This window comes from Williamsia sp. DF01-3 (assembly GCF_023051145.1).
Lineage (GTDB): Bacteria > Actinomycetota > Actinomycetes > Mycobacteriales > Mycobacteriaceae > Williamsia.
On sequence record NZ_JALKFS010000005.1, the window covers coordinates 2429616 to 2455197 of the forward strand.

General features: G+C 65.6%; 16 protein-coding genes, 1 pseudogene and 1 riboswitch. Of the genes and pseudogenes, 10 read left to right on the plus strand and 7 right to left on the minus strand.

What is annotated here, in order from left to right; all coding sequences use genetic code 11:
• Positions 1 to 14: 14 nt before the first annotated feature.
• From MVA47_RS13665 to MVA47_RS13675, 3 genes are all read right to left on the minus strand, one after another.
• Positions 15 to 1226, minus strand: a complete 1212-nt coding sequence (locus MVA47_RS13665; protein ID WP_247208339.1) for a thiolase family protein — start codon at positions 1224 to 1226, stop codon at positions 15 to 17.
• 63 nt (positions 1227 to 1289) lie between these two features.
• On the minus strand, positions 1290 to 1904 hold the full coding sequence (locus MVA47_RS13670; protein ID WP_030171295.1) for a TetR/AcrR family transcriptional regulator: 615 nt from the start codon (positions 1902 to 1904) through the stop codon (positions 1290 to 1292).
• Positions 1905 to 1998: 94 nt separating this feature from the next.
• Entirely contained in the window at positions 1999 to 6588 is a 4590-nt protein-coding gene (locus MVA47_RS13675) for an ATP-dependent helicase (RefSeq protein WP_247208340.1), read from the minus strand.
• Positions 6589 to 6685: 97 nt separating this feature from the next.
• Positions 6686 to 6824: riboswitch (cobalamin riboswitch) on the plus strand.
• Between the two features lie 37 nt (positions 6825 to 6861).
• On the opposite strand from MVA47_RS13675, the gene MVA47_RS13680 reads away from it, so the two are divergent.
• The 8 genes from MVA47_RS13680 (at position 6862) to MVA47_RS13715 (ending at position 14427) form a co-directional block, all read left to right on the plus strand.
• Positions 6862 to 7098, plus strand: a complete 237-nt coding sequence (locus MVA47_RS13680; protein ID WP_247208341.1) for a CbtB-domain containing protein — start codon at positions 6862 to 6864, stop codon at positions 7096 to 7098.
• Positions 7099 to 7110: 12 nt separating this feature from the next.
• Positions 7111 to 7941, plus strand: a complete 831-nt coding sequence (locus MVA47_RS13685; RefSeq protein ID WP_247208342.1) for a CbtA family protein — start codon at positions 7111 to 7113, stop codon at positions 7939 to 7941.
• 32 nt (positions 7942 to 7973) lie between these two features.
• Positions 7974 to 8510, plus strand: coding sequence for a histidine phosphatase family protein (locus tag MVA47_RS13690; protein WP_247208343.1), 537 nt, complete (start codon positions 7974 to 7976; stop codon positions 8508 to 8510).
• Between the two features lie 50 nt (positions 8511 to 8560).
• On the plus strand, positions 8561 to 9799 hold the full coding sequence (locus MVA47_RS13695) for an acyl-CoA dehydrogenase family protein (protein WP_247208344.1): 1239 nt from the start codon (positions 8561 to 8563) through the stop codon (positions 9797 to 9799).
• Between the two features lie 209 nt (positions 9800 to 10008).
• Positions 10009 to 10536 (plus strand): TetR/AcrR family transcriptional regulator, encoded by a 528-nt coding sequence (locus MVA47_RS13700; protein WP_099382124.1) that lies wholly within the window; start codon positions 10009 to 10011, stop codon positions 10534 to 10536.
• A complete protein-coding gene (locus MVA47_RS13705) occupies positions 10533 to 12074 on the plus strand; it encodes an NAD(P)/FAD-dependent oxidoreductase (protein WP_247208345.1) in 1542 nt (513 codons plus the stop codon). The genes MVA47_RS13700 and MVA47_RS13705 overlap by 4 nt, the downstream gene beginning before the upstream one ends.
• The gene (locus MVA47_RS13710; protein ID WP_247208346.1) at positions 12071 to 13777 is read left to right on the plus strand and encodes a GMC family oxidoreductase; all 1707 of its coding nucleotides are present in this window, start codon (positions 12071 to 12073) and stop codon (positions 13775 to 13777) included. The genes MVA47_RS13705 and MVA47_RS13710 overlap by 4 nt, the downstream gene beginning before the upstream one ends.
• A complete protein-coding gene (locus MVA47_RS13715) occupies positions 13777 to 14427 on the plus strand; it encodes an acetoacetate decarboxylase family protein (protein ID WP_247208347.1) in 651 nt (216 codons plus the stop codon). Before MVA47_RS13710 ends, MVA47_RS13715 begins: the two co-directional genes overlap by 1 nt.
• Positions 14428 to 14446: 19 nt before the next feature.
• On the opposite strand, the gene MVA47_RS13720 is transcribed toward MVA47_RS13715, so the two are convergent.
• From MVA47_RS13720 to MVA47_RS13730, 3 genes and pseudogenes are all read right to left on the minus strand, one after another.
• Positions 14447 to 17203 (minus strand): molybdopterin-dependent oxidoreductase, encoded by a 2757-nt coding sequence (locus MVA47_RS13720; protein WP_247208348.1) that lies wholly within the window; start codon positions 17201 to 17203, stop codon positions 14447 to 14449.
• Between the two features lie 10 nt (positions 17204 to 17213).
• Positions 17214 to 18025, minus strand: a pseudogene (locus MVA47_RS13725) (xanthine dehydrogenase family protein subunit M).
• Complete coding sequence (locus MVA47_RS13730) at positions 18025 to 19383, minus strand: 8-oxoguanine deaminase (protein ID WP_247208349.1); 1359 nt, start codon at positions 19381 to 19383, stop codon at positions 18025 to 18027. The pseudogene MVA47_RS13725 and the gene MVA47_RS13730 overlap by 1 nt, the downstream one beginning before the upstream one ends.
• Positions 19384 to 19508: 125 nt before the next feature.
• Here MVA47_RS13730 and MVA47_RS13735 point away from each other — a divergent pair, with 125 nt between their 5' ends.
• Both MVA47_RS13735 and MVA47_RS13740 read left to right on the plus strand, forming a co-directional pair.
• Entirely contained in the window at positions 19509 to 21002 is a 1494-nt protein-coding gene (locus MVA47_RS13735) for an APC family permease (RefSeq protein WP_247208350.1), read from the plus strand.
• Positions 21003 to 21205: 203 nt separating this feature from the next.
• The gene (locus MVA47_RS13740; protein WP_247208351.1) at positions 21206 to 24586 is read left to right on the plus strand and encodes a pyruvate carboxylase; all 3381 of its coding nucleotides are present in this window, start codon (positions 21206 to 21208) and stop codon (positions 24584 to 24586) included.
• A gap of 25 nt (positions 24587 to 24611) precedes the next feature.
• On the opposite strand, the gene MVA47_RS13745 is transcribed toward MVA47_RS13740, so the two are convergent.
• The gene (locus tag MVA47_RS13745) at positions 24612 to 25508 is read right to left on the minus strand and encodes a hydroxymethylglutaryl-CoA lyase (protein WP_247208352.1); all 897 of its coding nucleotides are present in this window, start codon (positions 25506 to 25508) and stop codon (positions 24612 to 24614) included.
• Positions 25509 to 25582 lie beyond the last annotated feature (74 nt).

Below are 25582 nucleotides of genomic sequence, written 5' to 3' on the forward strand. Positions count from 1 at the left end.
GAGGTCATCGCTTCCTAGTCGCCCTGCAGTACGAGTGTGGTCTGTTCGCCCATCACGCCGCCGTTGCCGGAGACGAAAGCCCGGTTGCAGTCGGGCACCTGGGCCGCACCCGCACGGCCCATGATCTGGCGCGTCGCGTCGCAGACGTGGTGCATGCCGCCCGCGAGGCCGGCCTGACCGAAACCCAGTTGTCCTCCCGCGGTGTTGAGCGGGAAGTCACCTCGGAACGTCAGGTCGTGCGAGTTCACGAACTCCATGCCCTTGCCCCTGTCGCAGAATCCCGCGTCTTCCAGGCTCATCAACACGGTGATCGTGTAGCAGTCGTAGATCGACACCATGTCCATGTCGGAGCGATCGAGCCTGCTCATGTCGAACGCTGTTTCGGCGGCACGAGCGATCGGACTCTCCAGGAGGTCCTCGGCATACGTCGGTGTCTTGTACGCGACGTGTTCGCCGAAACCTTTGATCCACACCGGGCGGTTCTTGCTCCGACGGGCCAGGTCGGCCGACGTCACCAGAACCGCGGCGCCGCCCGAACAGGGCATCACGATCTCGAGCCGCCGCAACGGGTCCGCGATCATCGGGCTCGCCAGAACATCCTCGATGGTCAGCGGCTTGTCGTGGAACACCGCATCGGGGGTGTTGTTGGCGTTAACACGCTGATCCACCACGATCTTGGCCATCGCCCGCTCGTCGTAGCCGTACACCGATCGATACAGCTGCGCGATCTGGCCGTACGGGCCGTTCTGACCCAGATTGCCGAACGGGATGTCGAACTCTGCTTGCGGTGAACCGAACCGGTTCGACGACGAGCCGTAGAGCAGGATGTCGGTCAGACTGTCGGGCAGCGGTTTCTTCTCGTTGTACGGCACTCCGTAGTCAGCGGGGATCACGCACAGAACAGCCTGGCAGATACCCAGTTCCACGGCGGCGGCAGCACGCCAGACCATGGCGGCGGCCGACGCGCCGCCGAGGTCGACGGTCTCCGCGAAATTGATTCGCGCACCGAGGTATTCGGCAATGGTGGACGGTACGAACATTTCGGACTCGAGCAGGGTGGAGGTGACGATCCCGTCGATCTCGACACCGGTGAGGCCTGCATCAGCGATCGCGGCCGCTCCCAGCGTTGCCCACTGCTCCAAGGTGAAGCGCGGTGTACGAGTCGAGACCTTCTGCGGCGCAAGCTCTTGGAAACCGACCACTGCGGCATCGCCCCGAAAACCCATGGATACTCCTGCGCGTCAGATCGGAAGGTGGAAGTCTTCCGGCCAACGTACTAGAACACGAATCTAGTTTTCAAGGGAGGGGTCGATGGGTGCGCCGAACAGAAAGTCGATGAAGCGGTTGCACAGGCGATAGACGTCGTCCATGGATCCCTCGTTGTACACCGTCCCGGTGAGCACGGTGTTGATGATCGACCACAGCATGATCGCCGCATCCTTGGCTGCCTCGGGCCCCAGGCGCGCGAAGTCGTCGGCCAACGTGTGCTGGCAGACCTCGAAGAATTGCGCGAGCAAGGCCTTGGCGTTGGGGTCGGCACTGGACTGCAAGATGACGTGCACCTTGAAGAAATGCGGTCGTCGCTCGAACGAGGAGATGACGGCATTCATCTTCGCGCGGATCTGGTGCTCGGACAATTCTTCGCCCGACCTCGCATAGGCGGGTGCCGCCCAATCGAGCAGTACCGCGGCGTAGAGATGCTCCTTGGACGAGAAGTACCGGTACAGCGTGCCCAACGCGACGCCGGCTCCATTGGCCACGTCGCGGATCTGGATCTGCTCGTACTCCTGCTCTTTGAGGGCGGCATTGGCAGCCTTGATGATCCGCAGGCGGCGAGCCTGCTGCCAGGCGGGCAGCTCCGAACTGAGCGTTGCCGCTGCAGTTGTCGTTGCCTGTTGCGTCATGGTCATCCTTCAGTGGTGCGTCCCGGCCCGGGTACAGCCTAAGACGCCCGACCCGGCAGCACGTGCATCACCGGCCACTTCCGTATGCGAGTTGTCATCCGGTGCGGCGCAGACGCAGGCCACGAGGCGTGGCCGAGAAGCCGCTTTCCCGGAGATGCTCGGCGAGGTCACCGGTCAGCACAGGTTCTCCGTTGACCTTCTCCACATACAGCCGATCGACCTGACCTCGGATGACCACGCGTGCCAGCGCGGAGGTGGCTGCGGCGAGGGTGTCGGCGTCCTCGCTGAACGTGAGCACTGTTTTTCCGCCGCGTTCGACGAACAGCACCAGGTCGCCGTCTACCAGCACCACCAGCGCACCCGGTTTGCGGCCGGGGCGATGGCCTTCTTTCTGAGGCGGCCAGCCCAGTGCGGAACCGTACGGATTGGCCGGGTCGGTGGCGGCGAGGGCGATGGCGGACTGACCGATGGTCTCCACCTCGTCGCGTAGTCGGTCGATGGTGGTGGTGGCGGCGAACTGCGCACCGCCGAGTCCGTCGATGTAGTACCCGCGTCGCACCTTGCCGCTGTCTTCGAATCCGGTGAGGGCCTTGTAGACGCGAGAGAAGCCCCCTTCGACGCCCTCGGTCATCACCGCTCCCTTGGTGACGACGCCATAGCGGTCCAGCAGCGTCGAGCACTGCGCGGCGATGGCCAACGTGGGGTCGCCCAGCGGCGGGGGCAGGACAAACCATCGCCCCGTCATCGACATCGGCGCAGTACGGGGAGTGCGCGCGAATCTGCGCCGCCCGCGGTGGGCCGGTATGCCCCGGACGGCCCCGGGTTTGCGGCCCGGTCCGAGGAGGGCGCGCACCGGTGAAAACGTGTCGTTGCTGATGCGACCCGCCCAGGCCAGGTCCCACAAGGCCATCTCGAGGTCCGAGCCCAGCGGCGCCACACCGTCGACGGACAGCGAATCGCTCAACTGCCGGAAGAAGAAGGCGCCGCCCGGAGCAAGTTGGTCCAGCACTCGCTGATGCAGATCGCCCGTGTCGATCTCGGTGGGTGCGGGCAGGCTGTCCTCGGCGAGATCGGCGGGGTGCAGACTGATCCAGCCGTCGGATCCGGACAACCGACCGTGCCCGGCCCACAGAACCTCGCCGCCTGCCGTGAGCTCGTCGAGCATGTCGGGCCGGTAGTCGGATACCCGGGCGGGCAGGATCAGTGACTCCCACGCCGAGGCGGGGATGGGAACCCCGGCCAACTGGTCGATCACCGCAGACACCCCGTCGATGCCACGCAGACGCGTGCGGTCGGTGACGTGCTGCCAGCCGGTGACGAATCGCGCGTAGGTCTGGTGACTGACGGGAGCTATCTCCGCCCGGCTCGCCGCGAGCGAGGCCCGGCGCAAACCGGACAGGACCTCGGTGTTGCACCATTGCTCGCCGCTGCGCAGGGTGCCGGCAGGTTCGGGCCGGAAGTCGCCTTCGACCACTCGTCGTTGGCCGGCAAGCCGCATCAGGGTGTCGCGGACAACAGCGACGCCCAGTCCCAGCGCCTCCGCGACATCGGCTGCGCCGAACGGGCCATGGGTGCGCGCGAACCGGCCGACGAGGTCGCCGAGCGGATCGTCGACCGGGTCGAGGAACGCCATCGGAAGGCCCTGCGGTGGCGGGATCCCGAGCCCGTCCCGCAACCGGCTGGCATCTTCGGCAGCTGCGAACCACACGATGTCTCCGCCGCGGGAGACCTCGATGGCCCGGCCGGCGCCGACCAGCTCGATGAGCAGCTCGCGTGAATCGTCGCCGGAGTAGCGAAGGGCCACAGCGTCTGCGGTGAGTGGACCGAGCCAGCGTAAGAGGTCGGCAATGCCTTCGGCGTCTTTCGCCTGCCGGTCCGGGTGGAGGCGTTGGAGCTTGGCCTCGGTGTCGGCGATGACGTTCTGGTCGAGCAACTCTCGCAGGTCGACGCGCCCGAGCAGCTGCGCCAGCAGCGCGGTGTCGAGGGACAGGGTGGCGGCGCGACGCTCGGCGAGCGGCGCGTCGTCGGCGTACATGAACGCACCCACGTAGCCGAACAGCAACGAGGAGGCCATCGGAGACGGCGTCTCGGTCTCGACCTCGATGACCCGCAGGCGCCGATTCTGGATGCGGGTGAGCATGTCGACAAGGGCCGGCAGGTCGTACACGTCCTGCAGACATTCGCGGAACGCCTCGAGGATGATGGGGAACTGCGGGTATTTTCTTGCCACATCCAGCAATTGAGCACTGCGCTGACGCTGCTGCCACAGCGGCGCACGCTTGCCGGGGTTGCGCCGTGGCAGTAGCAGCGCCCGGGCAGCGCATTCGCGGAACCGGGACGCGAACATGGCCGAGCCGCCCAGCTGCTCGGTGACGATCTGCTCGATCTCGTCGGGCTCGAAGCTGAACAACGACGCACCGGGAGGCTGGTCGTCGGTGTCGGGCAGCCTGACGATGATGCCGTCGTCGGCGGCCGAGACCGCCCCGTCGATGCCGTAGTCCTGCTGCAGACGTGCGGTGACCGCACTGGCCCACGGCGCGTGAACCCTCAGGCCATAAGGGGAGTGCAGGATCACCCGCCAGTCGCCGAGCTCGTCGCGGAAGCGTTCGACCAACAACGTGCGGTCGGTGGGCAGGTGGCCGGTGGCCGCCTGCTGTTCAGAGATCAGCTGCGCCAGGTTGTCTCGGGCAAACGCATTGAGGCCGAGGCGTTCGGCGTGGTCGGCCATCTTGTCCGTGCTGCTTAGCTCGCCGACGAACTTACCGATGGCGGCTCCGAGTTCGGCGGGTCGGCCGATGCTGTCACCGTGCCAGAACGGCAGCCGGCCCGCCTGGCCGTACGCCGGGGTGACCAGCACCCGGTCGTGCGTGATCTCCTCGATCCGCCAGCTGGTCGCGCCCAGGGCGAAGACGTCACCCACCCGGGACTCGTAGACCATCTCCTCGTCCAGTTCGCCCACCCGCGTTTGCTTTTCGCCCACCATGTAGACGGCGAACAGCCCGCGGTCCGGGATCGCGCCGCCAGAGGTGACCGCCAGACGCTGAGCGCCGGGACGTCCGGTGATCGTGCCCTTGGCGCGGTCCCAGACCACTCGCGGTCGCAGTTCGGCGAATTCGTCGGACGGGTAACGGCCTGACAGCAGATCCAGGGTGGCGTCGTAGACCGGACGGGGAAGGGTGGCGTAAGGCGCACTGCGCCGGACGATTTGGTACCACTCGTCGACGTCGATGCTGCCCGTTGCGCACACCGCGACGGTCTGTTGTGCCAGTACGTCGAGCGGATTGGCCGGAACGACCAGTTCTTCGATGAGTCCGTCGGTCATCCGCTCGACCGCCACAGCACACCGCAGCAGATCGGTGCGGTGCTTGGGGAACAGCACACCCTGACTGATCTCGCCCACCTGGTGCCCGGCACGACCGATGCGTTGCAACCCGCTGGCCACCGACGGTGGGGCCTCCACCTGGATGACCAGATCGACAGCGCCCATGTCGATGCCGAGTTCGAGACTGCTCGTGGCCACCACACACCGCAGCCGGCCGGACTTGAGGTCGTCCTCGATCTGTCCGCGTACCTCTTTGCTCACCGATCCGTGATGGGCGCGCGCGAGCAGGGGCTCGGCACCTTTGCTGGCGCCACTGCCCATCACCTGAGCCGGCGCACCGCCGGGCACCCGCGGATTGGATACGGGCTCCGGTGCCTGCCCGAGCCGGGTGGCATGGACCTCGTTGAGGCGGGCCGTGAGCTGCTCGGCCAGGCGACGGGAGTTGGTGAAGACGATGGTGGACCGGTTCTTCTCGATGAGGTCGACGATCGAACTCTCCACAAATGGCCAGAGCGATCCGGCCGCCGGAGCGGAGGCCTCGTCGTCGATCTCTTCGCTGCCGGCGATCACCGGGATGTTGGTCATGTCCGCGACGGGGACGTCGACCGAGAGGTCGAACGTCTTGGACGCCGGCGGCTGCACGATCGTGTAGGGCCGGCTGCCGGAGAGGAATCCTGCGACACGTTCGGGTGGCCGGACGGTTGCCGACAACCCGATGCGCTGTGCCGGGTTCTCGAGCAAGGCGTCGAGACGTTCGAGCGACAACGCCAGGTGTGTTCCCCGCTTGGTGCCGGCCACGGCGTGCACCTCGTCGACGATGACCGTCTGCACCGAGGTGAGCGTGTCGCGCGCGGACGACGTGAGCATCAAGAAGAGGGATTCGGGGGTGGTGATCAGGATGTCGGGTGGGGTGCGGAGCAATTGCCGGCGCTGTGCGGCCGGGGTGTCGCCCGATCGGACGCCGACCGTGATCTGGGGGACGGGCAGGTTCAGGTCCTGCGCGGCCCGGGTGATCCCGATCAGGGGTGCGCGCAGGTTGCGCTCGACATCGACGGCAAGAGCCTTCAGCGGTGACACGTAGAGAACGCGCGTGCCGGCGGTCTTGGCGCCGTCGGGAAGCGGGTCAGCGCCGAGCCGATCGAGTGCCCACAGGAATGCCGACAGCGTCTTGCCCGACCCGGTGGGGGCGACGACCAGGGTGTTCTGGCCGTCCGCGATGGAGTTCCATGCCCCGAGCTGTGCTGATGTGGGTGCCGGGAAGGCCGCGTCGAACCACGTACGGGTCGGCGCTGTGAAGCGCTCCAGCACCTGCTGGGCGCTGGGCACGCCGGATGTCGAGGTGGGGGACTTGCGGGCGGCCATTGCTCCATGATCCATGACGGGTCTGACAGAGCGGGAGAACCAGTGACCGGGATCGTCGGCACCAGATCATTCGGCATGTCGGTGTTGACCGGGCAAAACGCCGCGGAATAGAGTCAGCGCACGTCGTGTGAACGGGAAATCCGGTGCAAATCCGGAGCGGTCGCGCCACTGTGAGCTGATCTCAACCCACCGGGTGGAGCCGCAAGTCAGGGGACCGGGGCACGACACCCACCAGGTCGACGCGGGGCGCGCATCCCGCGAGAGGAGATATCAATGTCGAGTTCTTCGGTCCCGCAACCGGTTTCGAGTGCCCCCACGTTGGCCGTCGCGGTCCCGGACGTGTCGGTCGTGAATGCCGCACTCTGGCTGACCGCCACCACCATGGTCGCGTCCCTCGCCTACTACTTCCTCGGCTTCGACCAGGGCGCGGTGTCGGTGTTCGGCAGCGACACCCACGTCCACGAGTACATCCACGACGCGCGCCATTTCCTCGGCTTCCCCTGCCACTGAGCAGGCGAACACGTGGAAAAGAAGTTCATCGGCGCCGGACTGCTCTCAGGTCTGGTCGCCGGAATCGTCGCGTTCGTCTTCGCCCGGATCTACATCGAGCCCCTCGTCGACCGTGCCGTCGGGTATGAGGAAGGCCGGTCGCACGCCGAACTCGAACTGACCGGCGGATCTCACGCGCACGACCACGAGTTGTTCTCCCGGACGGTGCAGCAGAACTTCGGCGCCGGCGTGGGGTCGGTGGTGTTCGGCCTGATCATCGGGGCGTTCTTCGCCGTTGCCTTCACGGTTGTGTGGGCCTACGTCGGTCGGCGGTACCCGACAACCGACCCGCGGACGGTGGCAGCCCTGCTCGCAGTCTGCGGATTCGTCGCGGTGTATCTCGTTCCCTTCAGCGCGTATCCCGCGAATCCGCCCGCTGTGGGTGGTGACGACACGATCGGGTCGCGCAGTGGCGCGTACCTGACGATCCTGCTGCTGTCGGTGGGATTCATGATCGCCGCAGCGGTCTTGGCGTTCTGGCTGGCACCGAAGATCGGTGGCCTGTATGCGGCAGTGGTGGCGGGCGTTGCATATCTGGCCGCGATCGCGGTCGCCGTGCTTCTGTTGCCGAGTTTCGACGAGGTGCCGGGCCCGCTCATGGACGGCCAGTCGATGGCGTTCCCGGGGTTCCCGGCCGATCTGCTCGGCGACTTCCGGTACTACTCGGTGATCAATCAGGTGATCTTGTGGGCAGTACTCGGCCTCGGATTCGCGCTGGCGCTCAACTGGATCGGCAAACATACGGCCCGCACGACCGGTGCAGGTGCTCGCAACGGGGCGGAAGGCGGAGCCCGCCCGACATGACGGGCCGACCCCCACTGGATCTCACAGTGGTCGTGGCTGCACGAACGGGCCCGAATGCAACGTTGGCTTTCGGGTCGCACGACGAGCCGCTGGACACCCGCGGACAAGCCGATGCCACGGGTCTGCAACTGCATTCGAATGCGAAAGTCTTTGTTGCTCCGGACGTTTCTGCGCGCAACACGGCCAGGTTGATGGGCGCGCGGGACGCAGACGTGGAACCGGCACTGCGGGCCATCGACCTGGGCCGATGGGCCGGCCTGCGGCCCGATCAGGTAGATCCCGTCGAACTCGGCCAGTGGTTCGCCGACCCGACAGCGGCGCCGCATGGTGGGGAGAGTGTTGTCGATTTTGTTGGGCGCCTTGGCTGTTGGCTGCAGGACCGAGGCAGCGACGATGTCGCAGTGGTGGTCGCCGGGGGTACCGCCCAGGGTGTTGTCGCGGCCGCGATCGGAGCGGACTTCTTCGGCATCGAGGTCCGGCCTGCAGATGTGATCCGCTTACGTCGTCGCGGTGGCCGCTGGCGTCTGCGGCCGGGCGTTCGGGAATCGGTGAACCGCCTCGAAAAGTGATCTCGGATTCTAGTGTTGGTGCAGAACGTCGACATCCGAGGGGAATCTGCATGTACGAGTGGTCCGAAGAAGATCTGATGGTGCGCGATGCCGTGCGCGGCTTCATCGACAAGGAGATCCGTCCGCACATCGATGAGCTCGAGACGGGCGTCCTTCCGCCCTACGACATCATCCGGAACCTGCTCAAGACCTTCGGCGTGGATGCGATGGCCTCCGATGCCCTGGACAAGGAGTTCGCCAGGGATGAAGCGGTGGCCCGCGGGGAAGCCGAGCCCAAGACCGGTTCGGGAGGCGGCCCGGGGATGACTTCGATGGGCGCCATCCTCAACATCGAACTGTCGGGCGTGAGCCTGGGCATCGTCGCCTCGATGGGTGTCAGTCTCGGACTCACCCCGTCGACGATCCGATCCAAGGGCACGCTCGCCCAGAAGAAGCGGTGGCTGCCCGACCTGGTCACCATGAACAAGGTGGGCGCCTGGGCGATCACAGAGCCGGATTCGGGATCGGATGCACTGGGTGGCATGAAGACCACTGTCCGGCGAGACGGCGACAACTACATCCTCAACGGCCAGAAGACATTCATCACCAACGGCCCGTTCGCGGACACCGCGGTGGTCTTCGCCAAGCTCGATGACGGCGACTCGTCGGTCGACCGGCGCCAGCGCAAGGTCTTGACCTTTGTCCTCGACAAGGGCATGGAGGGCTTCACTCAGGGCAAGCCGTTCAAGAAGATGGGCATCATGTCGTCGCCCACGGGCGAACTTTTCTTCGACAACGTGAAGCTCGACAAGGACCGGCTCCTCGGCGAGACAGAGGAGGTCGGTGCCAAAGGCGGCGGTGAGGGCGCCAAGGCCGGATTCGTGCTCGAGCGGGTCGGTATCGCCTCGCTGTCGCTGGGCATCATCAACGAGTGCCAGCGTCTCTGCGTCGAATACGCCAAGCAGCGCACCCTGTGGGGCAAACCCATCGCCGATCTGCAGCTCATCCAGCTCAAGCTGGCCGAGATGGAGGTCGCCCGGATCAATGTGCAGAACATGGTCTTTCATGCCCTCGAACGGTCGCAGGCGGGCAAGCCGGTCGACCTCGCCGAGGCGTCGGCGATGAAGCTCTACTCATCACGCACGGCAACCGAGGTCGCGATGGAAGCCGTCCAGTTGTTCGGGGGCAACGGCTACATGGCCGAGTATCGGGTCGAGCAACTGGCCCGCGACGCGAAGTCGCTGATGATCTACGCAGGCAGCAACGAAGTGCAGATCACTCACGTCGCCAAGGGTGTCCTGGCGCGGTAGTTCTTCTGGACCAAGCCCACCTCCGCCCGGTAATGCAAGGCCCGGGCCCGGAGGTGGGTTTCTTCAGTTGTGTGGCCAACTTACAAACAGACTGGACTGTTTCTTAATTCTTCGCTAACCTCACCGATGTGGCGACCAACACACGGGTGACGGAGGAGACCGGCCATGCTCCGTCGCCGAGTCGAACCCAGGCCGAGCGCACTGCGCAGATGCGGGCGCGACTGCTCGACGCAGCAATTTCGTGCCTGATCGACAACGGCTACTCCGGGACCAGCACCCAGGAGATCTCTCGACGCGCGGGGGTGTCCCGCGGCGCCCAGTTGCACCATTTCCCGACCAAGGAATCGTTGGTCGTCGCGGCGGTCGAGCACCTGGTGGAACAGCGGCTGGATGAACTGCTCGGAGCTCATGCGAGTGGCGAGGTTCCCGGGGTCGAGGTATTTCTCGACGCCTTCTCGGGTCCGCTTTTCTACGCCGCCCTCGAGTTGTGGATCGCGGCCCGGACCGATCCAGCGCTGCATGCAGCTGTGCTGCCGCTCGAGGCGCGGGTCAACGAGGCCATCCACACCGGTGGCGCCGCAATCTTCGGTGACCGGATGTCGCCTGAGGCCATCGAGATCAGTGTCGAACTCGCCCGTGGACTGGCGGTCTCGGCACTGTTCCGCAACGAGAAGTCCGACCGCGAGCTCCGCAAGCGGTTGATACCGATATGGGAGGCAATGGTGACCACCACATGACCGCGCTGAGTTCAGATCCGATCGAACAGCACGATCTTCCGGCGTCCGTGCACACGTTGATCGTCGGCACCGGTTTCGCCGGCATGGCTGCGGCACACAAGATTCTCGCCGACACCCCGTCGGCCGACGTCCTGATCATCGAGCGCGCAAGCGATGTCGGCGGGACGTGGCGAGACAACACGTACCCGGGTGCCGCATGCGACGTGCCGAGCAATCTGTATTCGTTCTCGTTCGCCCAGAGCCCGGAGTGGACGCACAACTACGCTCGCCAGCCGGAGATCTTCGCGTACCTGCGATCGGTCGCGGACCAGCGCGGCTTGCGCGATCGCACCGTCTTCGAGTGTGAACTGCTCGGCGCGCAGTGGGACGCAGACAAGGCGCGCTGGTCGGTGTCGACCTCGCGCGGACAGATCGAGGCGCAGGTCCTGATCGCCGCCACCGGTACGCTGTCCAACCCCAGCTATCCCGACGTCCCCGGCATCGGCGAGTTCACCGGGACGATGTTTCACAGCGCCACCTGGAACCACGACTTCGATCCGGCGGGTAAGCGCATCGCCGTTGTCGGGACCGGGGCCTCTGCGATCCAGTTCGTACCTGAATTGGCCGGTCCTGCAGCCCATGTGACGGTCTTTCAGCGGACGCCCGCGTGGATCATCCCGCGGCTCGACCGACAGATCGGCAAGCTCGAACGCACGCTGTATCGCCTGGCGCCGTTCACCCAACGATTCGCACGCAACAGTCTGTACTTCTACCGCGAGGCCTACGTCGTCGCCCTGGCAAAGTTCACGTTCCTGCTGCCGCTGTTCAAGCTCTTGGCCATGAGTCAACTACGCAAGCAGGTCAAGGATCCGGTGCTGCGTAAGAAGCTGACGCCGAAGTTCACCATCGGTTGCAAGCGAATGTTGCTCAGCAACACATGGTTGTCCACGCTTGCGCGCGAAGACGTCACCCTCGTGGACACCGGCATGGCGGCGGTGACCGCCAACGGCGTTGTCGACGGCGCCGGCCGCGAACACGAGGTCGACGCCATCGTGTTCGGCACCGGGTTCACCGCCACCGAGCCGCCGGTGGCCAGCGTGCTCTACGGCGAAGACGGGCGCACCCTTGCCGACACCTGGAACGGCAGCCCGAATGCGTATCGCGGCACCACCGTTCACGGCTTCCCGAACCTGTTCCTCATGTATGGGCCGAACACCAACCTCGGTCACAGTTCCATCGTCTTCATGCTGGAGTCGCAGGCCGCGTACATCAGTTCGGCGATCACCCAGATGCGTTCTCGCAACATCGCTTCGGTGAACGTCAACAAGCGCAAGCAGGCCGAATACAACCAGGGAATCGACCAGCAACTCGAGGGCACGGTGTGGAACTCGGGCGGCTGTTCGAGCTGGTATTTCGACAAGAACGGCCGGAACTCGGTCATGTGGCCGACATTCACGTGGGAGTTCCGACAAGCGTTGCGCTCGGCTGATCTGAGTGACTACGACCTCGGCCGCGGCACGGTGCCCGCGCCTCGACCACGCGAAAGTGAGCCGGCATGAACGACTATGACGTGGTGGTCGTCGGATCAGGTTTCGGCGGATCGGTTGCCGCGCTACGGCTGGCCGAAAAGGGCTACAAGGTGGCCGTTCTCGAGGCCGGCCGCAGATTCACCGACGATCAGCTGCCCAAGACGAGCTGGCGACTCCGCAAGTACCTCTGGGCGCCGTGGCTGGGATGCTATGGGCTGCAACGCATCCATCTCCTGCCCGACGTGTTGGTGATGGCCGGCGCGGGAGTGGGCGGCGGGTCGCTCAACTATGCCAACACTCTCTATCAACCACCGAAGCGCTTCTTCGACGACCCGCAGTGGGGACACATCACCGACTGGCAGGACGAGCTGAACCCGTACTACGACCAGGCCCGTCGCATGCTCGGGGTGGTGGACAACCCGCTGGTCACGGCGGCGGACAAGGTGATGCGCGAGGTCGCCGACGACATGGGGGTGGGGGACACGTTCACCACCACGCCGGTCGGCGTGTTCTTCGGCAACGGCACAGAGCGAGAGTCCGATCCGTTCTTCGGCGGGGTCGGGCCCGAACGGACAGCTTGCACCGAGTGCGGCTCCTGCATGACCGGCTGCCGTGTGGGCGCCAAGAACACACTGGTCAAGAACTACCTGCACCTCGCCGAGAACGCGGGGGTCACCGTGTTGCCTCTCACCACGGTGCGGGCGGTGCGGCCCTCCGCCGAAGGGTACGAAGTCGTCACCCGCCGCACCGGTGCCAAACTCCGGCGCAAGGACACCTCGATCTTCACCGGTCAGGTGGTCTTCGCTGCCGGCACGTACGGCACCCAGAAGTTGTTGTTGGCCATGAAGGAAACCGGTGAGCTGCCTGAGCTGTCCGACCAACTCGGGTCGGTGGTCCGCACCAACAGCGAGGCAGTGCTGGCCGCGACAGCTCGTGATCGAAAAGTCGACTACACACAGGGCATTGCCATCACGTCGTCGTTCCACCCCGACGACCACACCCACATCGAGCCGGTGCGATACGGCAAGGGCAGCAACGCCATCGGCTTGCTCCAGACCGTGCTGTCCGATGGCGGCGGGCCGGTCCCGCGAGTGTTCAAGACCATCGGGGTGGCTTTGCGGCACCCCGCAGCGTTCATCCGCAGTTTGTCCGTGCGGCACTGGTCAGAGAAGACGGTGATCGCGCTGGTGATGCAGACCGACGACAACTCGCTCGAATTGGGCTCCAAACGTACGATTTTCGGTCGGCAGCTGACCAGCCGTCGCGGAGCGGGTGATCCGCCTCCGTCATGGATACCCCAGGGCCACAAAGCCATCAGGTTGCTTGCCGACAAGATCGACGGAGACCCGGGTGGTTCCATCGCCGAAGTGGTCAACATTCCGATGACCGCGCACTTCCTCGGCGGATGTGTGATCGGTGCCGACGCCGACCACGGTGTCGTCGATCCCTACCACCGCATCTACGGGCATCCGGGTCTTCATGTGGTGGATGGCTCGGCGGTGAGCGCGAACCTCGGTGTCAATCCGTCGTTGACGATCACCGCTCAGGCCGAACGAGCGATCGCGATGTGGCCCAACAAGGGTGAGCAGGACAAGCGCCCGGGCCTCGGTGAGCCGTACCGACGCGTTGCTGCCACGGCGCCACGATCACCGGTGGTCCCCGAGAGTGCGCCAGGAGCACTGCGCCTGCCCCTGTTCGTCACGATGCCGGAGTCCGCGAAAGGGGCATGCTGATGTGGAGTGTTGCCGAGTCCGCGATCGAGCCAGGAGACGTGCCGATCAGTTCGCCGCCGCCGTGGCCGGCTGCGGTGCGCGCCACCCTGTGGTGGCATCGGAGCACAGAGCAGGCCAAGGCCATCGGCCCGAAGGGCCCTGTCCTCCCGATCACCATCGGCATGGTCGTCGACTATCTCGAGTCGCCCGTGGGCCCGTACCGGGAGATCCTGGCGAGCCCGGTACTGCGACGACCCGGCGGCGGCCTCGGCGCACTGCCGCGAATGTCGGTGCCGTTCATCGCCGTCGACTCCGCGGCCTCGGTCCATGGCGGGCGTGAGCACTGGAGTCTGCCGAAGGTCCTGGCCGAGTTCACGGGCGACGTACTCGCGGGTTCTGGTGCCGGGGGCCCGGACTGGACCGTCCAGACACAATCCGAGGGCCGTGGCCCGGAATTCCCGATCAAGGGCGGTCTCGGATTCGCCCAGCCGGTCGACGGTACCCTGCTGCTGGCCGGGTCCAAGCTCACCGGCAAAGCGCGCTATGCCCGGGTCACCGTGCTCTCCGAGGGCCCGACGTTGTCGCAGTGGCTGAAACCCGGGACCCACCACGGACTCCAGATTGTTTCCGGCCGGATGGAGACAGGCCCTGCGACCCGGCTCACCACCTAGACAAGAGCCCGGTCAGCGGTCATGACCCGGGTTGGTGTGGCTGACCGTTGCTGATGGCCCGCCACACCCGTGACGGGTTCATCGGCAATTCGTACACCCGGACGCCCACCGCGTTGCGAATCGCACTCTCGAGGGCGGGAGCCACCGGGTTGTAGGGCGCCTCGCTCATCGACTTGGCGCCGAGAGGGCCGATCGAATCGTAGGTGTCGGCGAAGTACACCTCGGTCTCCGGCACATCGGCGAGTTGCGGGATGTGGTAGTTGCGCAACACCTGGGTGAGTACCTGGCCCTCGTCGAGGATCATCTCCTCGTACAGGGCGCTGCCGATCGCCTGTGCCGCACCGCCTTCGACCTGGCCCCGGCACTGCTGCGGGTTGAGCACCACTCCGGCGTCTGCGGACTGCACCGACTGCAGGATGCGCACCTCGCCAGTGGCGGAATTGACCGCGACACGAAACGCATGGACGTTGAAGGCGATCGAGCGCGGGGTGCCGTTCTGAGTGCTCGTGGCGCGCAGTGGCCCTCCGTGGACGGTGACGATCCCGGCGAGGTCGATGAACTCCGCGCCCGCCTGCACACCTTGCGGTCCGAGCGTGCACTCGGCGACATCGGTGTCGAGTGCACGCGCTGCAATGGCGAGGATCTCGCCGCGCAGCTGAGCGCACGCGAGGCCGAGTGCTTTGCCGGCGACCACCGTACCGGCTGAGCCGAAGGCGCCGGTGTCGTAGCCGACCTCATCGGTGTCGGCCTGCCTGATCACTATCTGGTCCGGTGAACACCCCAGCGCCGACGAGGCGATCTGGCTGTGAACGGTGGTGGTTCCGTTTCCGAACTCTGCGGTGCCGACCGCGGCGATGTACGTGCCGTCGTCGGTCAGCGTGACCGAGACATCGGCGAAATGCCCACGCGGCGGAATGGTGGCGATCATCGCCGTTCCCATACCTTCGCCGATGTGCCACCCGGGCCGGCCTGCGACGTCCTCGCCGGCCCGGATAGGGTCGGCACGCCCGGCGATCAGCGCTTGCTCGGCCAAATCGATGCACTGGTCGAGTCCGTAGCTTCCGAACTCGAGGTCGCCCTCTTCGACCTCCCAGGCGACGAACTCGTCTCCGGGTACGACCACGTTACGACGGCGCATCTCGAATGGGTCGATGCCGAGCTGTGCCGCGAGTTCGTCGATCGCGCCTTCGATGCCGAACGCGACCTGGCCCAGTCCGTAACCGCGGAAAGCGCCCGACGGAATGTTGTTGGTGTACACAGCTTGTGCGTCGACGTGCTTGTTGGGGCAGCGGTAGAGCACCATGGTCTCGTTGCAGGCGTGGAACATCACCCCGCTGCTGTGGTTTCCGTAGGCGCCGGCGTCGGACAGTACCGACACCGAGAGCGCGGTGAGGATTCCGTCGGCGCCCGCCGCCGCCGTCACCCCCACACGCATCGGATGGCGGCACGGGGCCCGGGTGAACTCCTCGGTGCGCGTGAACTCGTATACCGCGGGGCGCCCCGTCTTCATGAGCGCGAGCGCCACCACGTCTTCGGTGAGCAGTTCTTGCTTGCCCCCGAAACCGCCACCCACCCGAGCGGCGTACACACGGACGTTGTCGCCGCTGAATCCGAAGATGTGACACAGCTCGGCCCGAACCAGGAAGGGGACCTGTGTGCTGGACCGCACCACCACCCGGCCGTCATCGTCTCGCCAGGCGACTGCGCCATGGGTTTCGAGGTGGGCGTGCTGGACGCGGGCCGTCTGCCACGTTCCCGAGACCACAGCGCCCCCGTTGTCACGAGCCTGCGCGAGACCGGCCTCGATGTCGCCCACCGTGCCGTCGACGGAGGCGACGAGATTGCGGGCCGGGTCCGCAATCCGGGAATCGGGCCCCTTCTCACCGTGCACCGTCGGTGTCGCGGGATCGGTGGCCACCGCCGGATCGAAGTTGGCGGGCAGCACGTCGTACTCGACCACGATGAGTTCGGCGGCGCGACGGGCGAGGGTGATCGAGTCGGCGACCACTGCAGCCACCCGCTGCCCGATGAAACGCACCGTGGTGTCGAAGATGTATCCGTCGTCGGGGTCGTCGTGACGATGGTCGTGGCGCGCGGTCGAGAACGGCACCCCCGGATCGTCGAGGTACGTCAGAACTGTTCGTACTCCGGGCATCTGCTCGGCCGCCGAGGCATCGACGGACAGGATGCGGGCGTGCGCATGTGGACTCCCGAGCACCGAGATGTGGCCGACGTCGTCGGGCAATCCATCCATCGTGTACGGCTCGGTCCCGGTGACGATGCGTGGTGCGGCCGGAGCCGACACCGAGCGACCGATCGATGGACCGGCATCTCCCGGCGACACCTTCTCGGTGCCGACCACGCCGTCGATGGCGTCGCGGATCGCGCGGTATCCGGTGCACCGGCACAGGTTGCCCTTGAGGCTGTTCGGCAGGTCGTCTCGCTGATCTTTGTCGAAAGTGCTTGCGGTGACAACCATTCCGGCGGTGCAGAAACCGCACTGGAAGCCGGCGGCGTCGACGAACCGTTGTTGCACAGGATGCAGGTTCTCTGGCGTTCCGAGCCCGGTGACCGTGGTGATCTCGGAGTCCATCGCCCGGAACGCCGGGATGAGACACGAATGGTGCGGCTCGCCGTCGATCAGTACCGAGCAGGCACCGCAATCGCCTGCGTCGCAACCCTTCTTGACCCCGAACTCGCCATGGTCACGCAGAAACGTTCGTAGACATTGCCCGGCCGCGGGCGTGGCGGCCACGTCTTCACCATTGATCTTCACAGCCCGCTCCTCACAGTCCGGCCAAGTGTGCGACGACGTCCCGGGTGAGCACTCCGGTGACCTGATGGCGCCAATCGGCCGCCCCGTGGGCATCCGAGTAATAGGCGCCGGCCGGGACAGCGGAATCGACCTGCGCTGCCACGGCTTCGGGGTCCAAGGAGTCGGTGACCACCACATACGGGCGATCGGTCGCCGCCGTCACGGAGATCACGACGCCATCCGGTGTCCGGCGCCCGACGACCACGGCTCCGGAGCGGCCGAGGGGGGACAGGGCCACCTTCCGCAGAACGGTCGGCTGGCGGAGGCTGGAGGCCGGAATCCGCACCGAGCGCAACACATCTCCCTCGTCGAGGATCGTGGTGGAGTTGCCGGTGACGAAGTGGGGGACCGTGCATCGGACGTCGGACCCGTCGGCCTTCCAGATCAGCAGCTCGGCGTCGAGCGCCGACAGCATCGAGATCATCGAACCCACCGGGAACCCGAGACAGATGTTGCCGCCGACAGTGGCGCTCTTCCAGATCTTGTACGAGGCCAGCAACGCCCGCGCGGCCTGGCGGAACACCGTGGTGGCCACCCAGTCACCAGGGTAGGTGGTGGACTGCAATGTCTCGATGGTGCAGGTGGCGCCGATGTCGAGGCCGTCCTCGGCGATCGTGAGGTCGGGCCATCGAAGTCCCCGTAGGTCGATCAGCCGGTGCAAGTGCATCTGCGGTTCGCTCATCAGCCAGGTGCCGCCGCCATCAGGCCGTCGGCGCCTGAAAGGCCGGCCAGATCTGCGCGGTTCCGCGGCACCACAACGGAATCGACGGAATGCAGGTCCATCAGCCGGCCTTCGCGATCAGGACGTCGTGCGCGGCCGCCACCTCGGCGGCGGTTGCCTCGGCATCGATGGTGGTCAATTCTCCCGCCCGGACAACGGTCTTCCCGTTCACCCACAGACGTTCCACCGGGGGAACCGCGCCGAGAACGAGGGCGGCGACAGGGTCTGCGATACCGGCGTGCCCCAGGCCGTCCCGTCGCCACAGCACCATGTCGGCGAGCTTGCCGGATTCGATGGAGCCGATACTGTCCTGGCAACCCAGTGCACGCGCGCCGCCCAGCGTGGCCATCTCGAGTGCCTGTCGAGTGGTGAGCGCCGTCGGTCCGCCGGTGGCACGCGCCATCAACACCGCCTGATGCGCTTCTTCGAGAATGCGGCTGGATTCGTTCGAGGCCGCTCCGTCCACACCCAGGCCGACCGGGACACCCGCCGCCAAAAGGTCACGGGCGCGGGCGGTTCCGGCACCGAGGCGGCCGTTGGACGATGGGCAATGGGCCACCGAACTCCCGGAGGTGGCCAAAGTCGTGATCGCGTGGTCGTCGAAGTGGACCCCGTGTGCAAACCAGACATCAGTGCCCAGCCAGCCGACCGTTTCCATGTATTCGATCGGTGTGCATCCGAAACGCTCTGCGGTATAGGCGGACTCGTCCTCCGTCTCGGCCAGATGTGTGTGCAGACGTACTCGCCTCTCTCTGGCGAGTTCGGCAGAGGTACGGAGCAGGTCGGCAGTCACCGAGAACGGTGAACACGGTGCAAGAGCGATCTTCACCATCGCATCGGGACCCGGGTCGTGCCAGCGGTCGATCGCATCTGCGCTGGCGGACATGATCTGGTCGATGGTCTCGACCACGCTGTCCGGGGGCAGCCCACCGTCCTTCTCGCTCAGGTCCATCGAGCCGCGCGTGGGGTGAAAACGCACGCCGACCGTCTGCGCCGCGATGATCTCGGCCGCCAACATGTCGCCACCCTCTTTCGGGAAGACGTAGTGGTGGTCGGTGCTGGTGGTGCACCCCGACAGTGCCAGCCAACCGAGTGCGCCGGTTGCGGCCACGTTCACGGCCTTCTCGTCGATGCCCGCCCACACGGGATACAGCGTGGTGAGCCACTCGAACAGGGTGTGATCAGCGGCCAGGCCACGTGTCAGCCATTGATAGAGGTGGTGATGGGTGTTGATCAGGCCCGGGGTGAGGATGCAGCCGCGTCCGTCGACGATCTCGGCTCCCTCCGCGATCGCGGGATCCACCTTGCCGTCGAGGACATCCGTGATCCGGTTGCCGTCGAATACAACGGACCCGGAGGCGATCTCACGGCGCTCTGCGTCCATGGTGATGACGTAGGCGTTCTCCACGACGGTGGTCATGCCCGCCACGCTACGGCGAAAGCGTTACGGAAAAATGACATTCGAGCTGGGCGGTACCACTTGCGGGCCGGACGATTGGGGTAGAGGCTGAGTGAAATCAATTCCCGGCGAACGGATGGTTGACGATGACGGCGACGACTGTTGATCCCGCTCCGGAAAAGAGCGAGCCGACCGAACTCAAACGGGTGATGGGCCCCAAGCTGCTCTTGCTGTTCATCGTCGGCGACATTCTCGGCGCAGGCGTCTACGCGGTGACCGGCAGCATGATCGACAACGTCGGCGGTATGGCCTGGCTGCCGTTCATCCTCGCCTTCGCCGTGGCAACACTGACAGCCTTCTCCTACCTCGAGTTGGTCACCAAGTTCCCGCAGTGTGCAGGCGCCGCCCTGTACACCCAGAAGGCGTTCGGTATCCACTTCCTGACCTTCTTGGTCGCGTTCGCGGTGGTGTGCTCCGGCATCACCAGCGCATCCACGTCGTCGAATGTGGTGGCCGCCAACCTCCTGGCCGGGCTGAACGAATCTTTCAGTGACGCCAACGGACTCGGCTGGTTCGACGTGCCGACCGGAAAAACCGCTCAACTGGTGGTCGCTCTGGCCTTCATGATCGTCCTGGCCCTGATCAACCTGCGCGGCGTAGGTGAGTCGGTGAAGTTCAACGTGATCCTCACCCTGGTCGAGATGACAGCGCTGATCATCGTCATCGTGATCGGATTCGTCGCGGCCGGCCGGGGAACCGGAGACGGTGACATCAGCAACCTGGTGGTGTTCGAAGACGCCAACGACAAGGGCTGGTTCCTGGCGGTCACGGTCGCGACCACCATCGCCTTCTTCGCCATGGTCGGGTTCGAGGACTCGGTCAACATGGTCGAGGAGACGAAGAACCCTGAGAAGATCTTCCCCAAGGTGATGCTGTCCGGTCTCGGCATCGCCTGCCTCATCTATGTGCTGGTGGTGGTCGCGGTCATCGCGGTACTCCCGCTGGACTTCGAGCCGGAGAACTCCGACGAAGGCATCCTGCTGTCGGTGGTGAAGCTGGGCGCTCCGTCCGTCCCCATCGAGGAGATCTTCCCGTACCTGACGGTGTTCGCAGTTGCCAACACCGCACTGATCAACATGCTGATGGCGAGCCGGCTGATCTACGGCATGGCCAACCAACGGGTGTTGCCCCGTGGACTCGGCAAGGTGCTTCCGGGTCGCCGGTCACCGTGGACCGCGATCATCTTCACCACGCTGCTCTCGTTCGTGTTGATCATCGTGGTGAACCAGCTGTCTGAGAACTCCGTTGTGGGTGCGCTGTCCGGCACCACCGGCCTCTTACTGCTCTGTGTCTTCGCGGTGGTCAACATCGCGTGCCTCGTTCTCAAGCGCGGTGATGTGAAGGCATTCTTCCGGGCGCCGGTCTGGATTCCTGCGCTCGGTGCGGTGCTCTGTTTGTTCCTCGCCGGCCCGTGGGCGAGGACCGACGCGCAGATGATCCAGTACAAGATCGCCGGCGTGATGCTGCTGCTCGGCGTCGTGTTGTGGGCGGTGACGTGGGCGGTCAACAAGTACGAGAACCGCCCCGGCGGCTTCTATGACACCGACTCGTCGCTCGAGGACGAACCTGTCGGGAAGTGAACGACGAGTTCGTCCTCCGTCCACCCCCGCAGGTGCATACCGGGTTTCGTCTTGCGCACAGATGCCATGTCCGGCTCTGTGAGGTTTCGGCCGCCCCTAGGATTCGTGAAGCTCCATCCCGGTCGCAATTCGCGACTATCCGCACCTGGTGTCGGGTCGTCATGGTGGAGTGATGGTTTCGTGGGCGATGTGGAGGTGCGTTGATGTTTCGCAAGGTGTTGGTGGCCAACCGGGGCGAGATCGCGATTCGTGCTTTTCGTGCTGCGTATGAGTTGGGTGCGGGGACGGTGGCGGTGTTCCCGTTCGAGGATCGCAATTCGATTCACCGTCTGAAGGCTGACGAGGCCTATCAGATCGGTGAGCCGGGGCATCCGGTGCGGGCGTATTTGTCGGTCGAGGAGGTCATCGCGGCGGCGCGGCGTGCGGGTGCCGACGCGATCTATCCGGGGTACGGGTTCTTGTCGGAGAATCCTGACTTGGCTGCGGCGTGTGCGGATGCGGGGATCACCTTTGTGGGTCCGTCTGCGGACATCTTGGAGTTGACGGGTAACAAGTCTCGGGCGATCGCTGCGGCGCGGGAGGCGGGTCTGCCGGTGTTGGCGTCGTCCGAGGCGTCGGTGGATGTTGATGAGTTGATGGCCGCTGCCGAGTCGATGCGGTTCCCGGTGTTCGTCAAGGCGGTCGCTGGTGGCGGTGGCCGTGGGATGCGGCGGGTGGAGACCATCGACGGTCTGCGCGAGGCCATCGAAGCTGCTGCCCGCGAGGCGAATTCGGCGTTCGGAGATGCGTCGGTGTTCTTGGAGCAGGCGGTGATCGCCCCGCGTCATATCGAGGTGCAGATCCTGGCTGATCAGCATGGCAACGTGATGCACCTGTTCGAGCGTGATTGCAGTGTGCAGCGTCGCCATCAGAAGGTGATCGAGCTGGCGCCGGCACCGAACATGCCGCCGGGGTTGCGGGAGAAGATCTGCGCTGACGCGGTCGCGTTCGCGAAGAAGATCGGTTACTCGTGTGCCGGGACGGTGGAGTTTTTGGTCGACCGCGACGGTAATCATGTGTTCATCGAGATGAATCCACGGATCCAGGTCGAGCACACCGTGACCGAGGAGATCACCGACGTCGATTTGGTGCAGTCCCAGTTGCGGATCGCTGCGGGCGAGACGTTGGCGGAGTTGGGGTTGTCGCAGGAGGCGGTGGCGATCCGCGGCGCGGCGATGCAGTGCCGGATCACCACCGAGGATCCGACGAACGGTTTCCGCCCGGACACGGGTCGGATCACCGCGTACCGCACTCCGGGTGGGGCGGGGGTGCGTCTGGATGGTGGGGCGACGTTGGGTGCGGAGGTCAGCGCGCATTTCGACTCGATGCTGGTCAAGTTGACGTGCCGGGGCCGGGACTTCGAGACCGCGGTGGCGCGGTCGCGGCGGGCGCTGGCCGAGTTCCGGATCCGCGGTGTCGCCACGAATGTGCCGTTCCTGCAGGCTGTGTTGGATGACCCGGACTTTCGGACGGGGAACGTGACGACGTCGTTCATCGAGGAACGCCCACAGTTGCTGACCTCGCGGGTCTCGGCCGACCGCGGTACCCGGATTCTGAACTATCTCGCTGATGTGACGGTGAACAAGCCGCACGGGGAACGTCCGGCGACGGTCTATCCGCGCGACAAACTCCCCGATATCGACGTCAGTGCCCCGGCCGACGGGTCCCGGCAACGGCTCCTGTCGTTGGGCCCGGAGGGGTTCGCGGCGGATCTGCGGGCGTCGAAAGCCCTCGGTGTCACCGACACCACGTTCCGGGATGCTCACCAGTCGTTGTTGGCGACGCGGGTCCGTACCACCGGGTTGGTCGCGATCGCCCCGTATGTGGCGGCGATGACCCCGCAGTTGTTGTCGGTGGAGTGTTGGGGCGGCGCAACCTACGACGTCGCGCTGCGGTTCTTGAAGGAAGATCCGTGGGATCGGTTGGCGCAGCTCCGCGAAGCTATGCCCAACATCAACCTGCAGATGCTGCTGCGGGGAGCGAACACGGTCGGATACACCCCGTATCCGCAGAAGGTGACCCGCTCGTTTGTGGCCGAAGCCGCCGCGACGGGAATCGACATCTTCCGGATCTTCGACGCGCTGAACAATGTGGATCAGATGCGGCCGGCGATCGACGCGGTCCGCGAGACCGGCACCACGATCGCAGAGGTCGCCCTGTCCTACACCGGGGATCTGTCGAATCCGGCCGAGAATCTGTACACCCTGGACTATTACCTGCGGCTGGCTGAACAGCTGGTGGAGGCCGGCGCTCACGTGTTGGCGATCAAAGACATGGCCGGACTGCTGCGCCCGCAAGCGGCAACCACGTTGGTCTCAGCGTTGCGCATGAACTTTGATGTGCCGGTGCACGTGCACACCCACGACACCCCGGGCGGGCAGTTGGCGACGTATCTGGCGGCGTGGCAGGCCGGCGCGGATGCGGTCGATGGTGCGAGCGCGGCGATGGCCGGCACCACCAGCCAGCCTGCGTTGTCGGCGATCGTCGCCGCGACGGCGCACACCGAGTACGACACCGGGCTGGACCTGGCCGCGGTATGCGAGCTCGAGCCGTATTGGGAGGCTCTACGGAAGGTGTACGCCCCGTTCGAGTCCGGGCTCCCCGCCCCGACGGGCCGGGTGTACACCCACGAGATCCCGGGTGGGCAGTTGTCGAACCTGCGTCAGCAGGCCATCGGTTTGGGCCTGGGGGATCGGTTCGAACAGGTTGAACATGCCTACGCCGCCGCGGACCGGATGCTGGGGCGGTTGATCAAGGTCACCCCGTCCTCGAAGGTCGTCGGTGATCTCGCCCTGGCGTTGGTGGGCACCGGGGTCAGTGCCGACGACTTCGCGCAGGACCCGGCGTCCTACGACATCCCTGATTCGGTGATCGGGTTCCTGCGCGGCGAACTGGGTGAACCGGCCGGTGGTTGGCCTGAACCGCTACGGACTCGGGCGTTGGCTGGGCGGGCCCCGGCCAAACCGGTCACCGACCTGTCCGCCGAGGATGAGGCGGCCCTCGACGGCGACAGCGCGACCCGGCGACAGACGTTGAACCGGTTGCTGTTCCCGGGCCCCACCCGCGATTACGAAGAGCATCAAACCGCTTACGGCGATACCTCCAGTCTCTCGGCCAACCAGTTCTTCTACGGACTGCGGTACGGCGACGAACACCGGGTGGAACTCGAACCCGGTGTGGAACTGCTCATCGGTTTGGAAGCGATCAGCGAGGCCGACGAACGAGGCATGCGCACGGTGATGTGCATCCTCAACGGTCAACTCCGGCCGGTCCAGGTGCGTGATCGTTCCCTCAAGGTCGACGTCCTCGTCGCCGAAAAAGCAGTATCTGGTAACCCCAAACACATCGCCGCACCCTTTGCCGGGGTGGTCACCACCGTCGTCGAACCCGGACAACACATCGAACCCGGCGCCACCATCGGCTCCATCGAGGCCATGAAAATGGAAGCCGCCATCACCACCCCCACCGGCGGCACCATCAAACGCATCGCAATCACCACCGTCGCACAAGTCGAAGGCGGAGACCTGCTGGTGGAGCTGGAGTAGGCCGACGAGGCGGCCGCCCGCGGCGTCAGCTGGGCGGGAAGTTGCCTGCCCGGCCGAGCTGTGCGGGAACGTCTTTGGACAATCGGGCACCGAGCCAGGTCGCCGTAGAGGCGAGCGATTCGAGGTCGACGCCGGTATGAACGCCTGAGCGGTCGAGCGCGTAGACGAGATCCTCGGATGCGATGTTGCCCGTGGCCGCGGGGGCGAAAGGGCAACCGCCGAATCCGCCGATGCTCGCGTCCAGTGCTGCCGCACCGGTCTCCAGCGCGGCGAGCGCGTTGGCGTAGCCGGTGTTCCGGGTGTTGTGGAAGTGCCAACGCACCGGAATTCCCGGAGCGGCGCTTTGCGCACCGGCTGCGAGCGCGCGCACCTGAGAGGGGACACCCACCCCGATCGTGTCGGCGAACGCGATCTCGTCGGGACCCGCGGCCGCCACACGCTGTGCCACCTCGATGACCCACGCGGGATCAACTTCACCGCTGAACGGGCATCCGAACGACGCAGCTATCGTGACCGTGGTGGAGATTCCGGCGGCGCGGGCGTCGGCGGCTATGTGCTCCCAGGCCGAGATGCCTTCTGCCACCGTGCAACCCTGGTTCCGCATGCTGAACTCATCGGTCGCGACGACCACGGCGTTGATCTCGTCGACTCCCGCGGCCAAGGCCCGGTCCAGGCCGCGACGATTGAGCACCAGGCCGATATAGGAGACACCGTCATCGCGGGGTAGCTGCGCCATCACCTCCTCGGCGCCGGCCATCTGGGGGACGCGTTTCGGATTGGCAAAACTGACGGCTTCGATGCGCCGGGCTCCTGCCGCCACGCTGCGGTTGATCAGTTCGACCTTGTCGTCCACCGACAGCACGGTCTTCTCATTCTGCAGTCCGTCGCGCGGACTGACCTCCACCAATTGCACAGTGTCCATCGGCTCATCCTTCCTGCACTCAAGATTGTATGCAACGCCGCAATCGAAACAGGTTGTTTACAGAGAAAACCGAG

Excerpts from the sequence above, each read along its gene's own strand:
- MVA47_RS13665 (WP_247208339.1), bottom strand. The coding sequence starts at position 1,226 with ATGGGTTTTCGGGGCGATGCCGCAGTGGTCGGTTTCCAAGAGCTTGCG.
- MVA47_RS13670 (WP_030171295.1), bottom strand. The coding sequence starts at position 1,904 with ATGACGCAACAGGCAACGACAACTGCAGCGGCAACGCTCAGTTCGGAG.
- MVA47_RS13675 (WP_247208340.1), bottom strand. The coding sequence starts at position 6,588 with ATGGCCGCCCGCAAGTCCCCCACCTCGACATCCGGCGTGCCCAGCGCC.
- MVA47_RS13680 (WP_247208341.1), top strand. The coding sequence starts at position 6,862 with ATGTCGAGTTCTTCGGTCCCGCAACCGGTTTCGAGTGCCCCCACGTTG.
- MVA47_RS13695 (WP_247208344.1), top strand. The coding sequence starts at position 8,561 with ATGTACGAGTGGTCCGAAGAAGATCTGATGGTGCGCGATGCCGTGCGC.
- MVA47_RS13700 (WP_099382124.1), top strand. The coding sequence starts at position 10,009 with ATGCGGGCGCGACTGCTCGACGCAGCAATTTCGTGCCTGATCGACAAC.
- MVA47_RS13705 (WP_247208345.1), top strand. The coding sequence starts at position 10,533 with ATGACCGCGCTGAGTTCAGATCCGATCGAACAGCACGATCTTCCGGCG.
- MVA47_RS13710 (WP_247208346.1), top strand. The coding sequence starts at position 12,071 with ATGAACGACTATGACGTGGTGGTCGTCGGATCAGGTTTCGGCGGATCG.
- MVA47_RS13715 (WP_247208347.1), top strand. The coding sequence starts at position 13,777 with ATGTGGAGTGTTGCCGAGTCCGCGATCGAGCCAGGAGACGTGCCGATC.
- MVA47_RS13730 (WP_247208349.1), bottom strand. The coding sequence starts at position 19,383 with ATGACCACCGTCGTGGAGAACGCCTACGTCATCACCATGGACGCAGAG.
- MVA47_RS13735 (WP_247208350.1), top strand. The coding sequence starts at position 19,509 with ATGACGGCGACGACTGTTGATCCCGCTCCGGAAAAGAGCGAGCCGACC.
- MVA47_RS13740 (WP_247208351.1), top strand. The coding sequence starts at position 21,206 with ATGTTTCGCAAGGTGTTGGTGGCCAACCGGGGCGAGATCGCGATTCGT.
- MVA47_RS13745 (WP_247208352.1), bottom strand. The coding sequence starts at position 25,508 with ATGGACACTGTGCAATTGGTGGAGGTCAGTCCGCGCGACGGACTGCAG.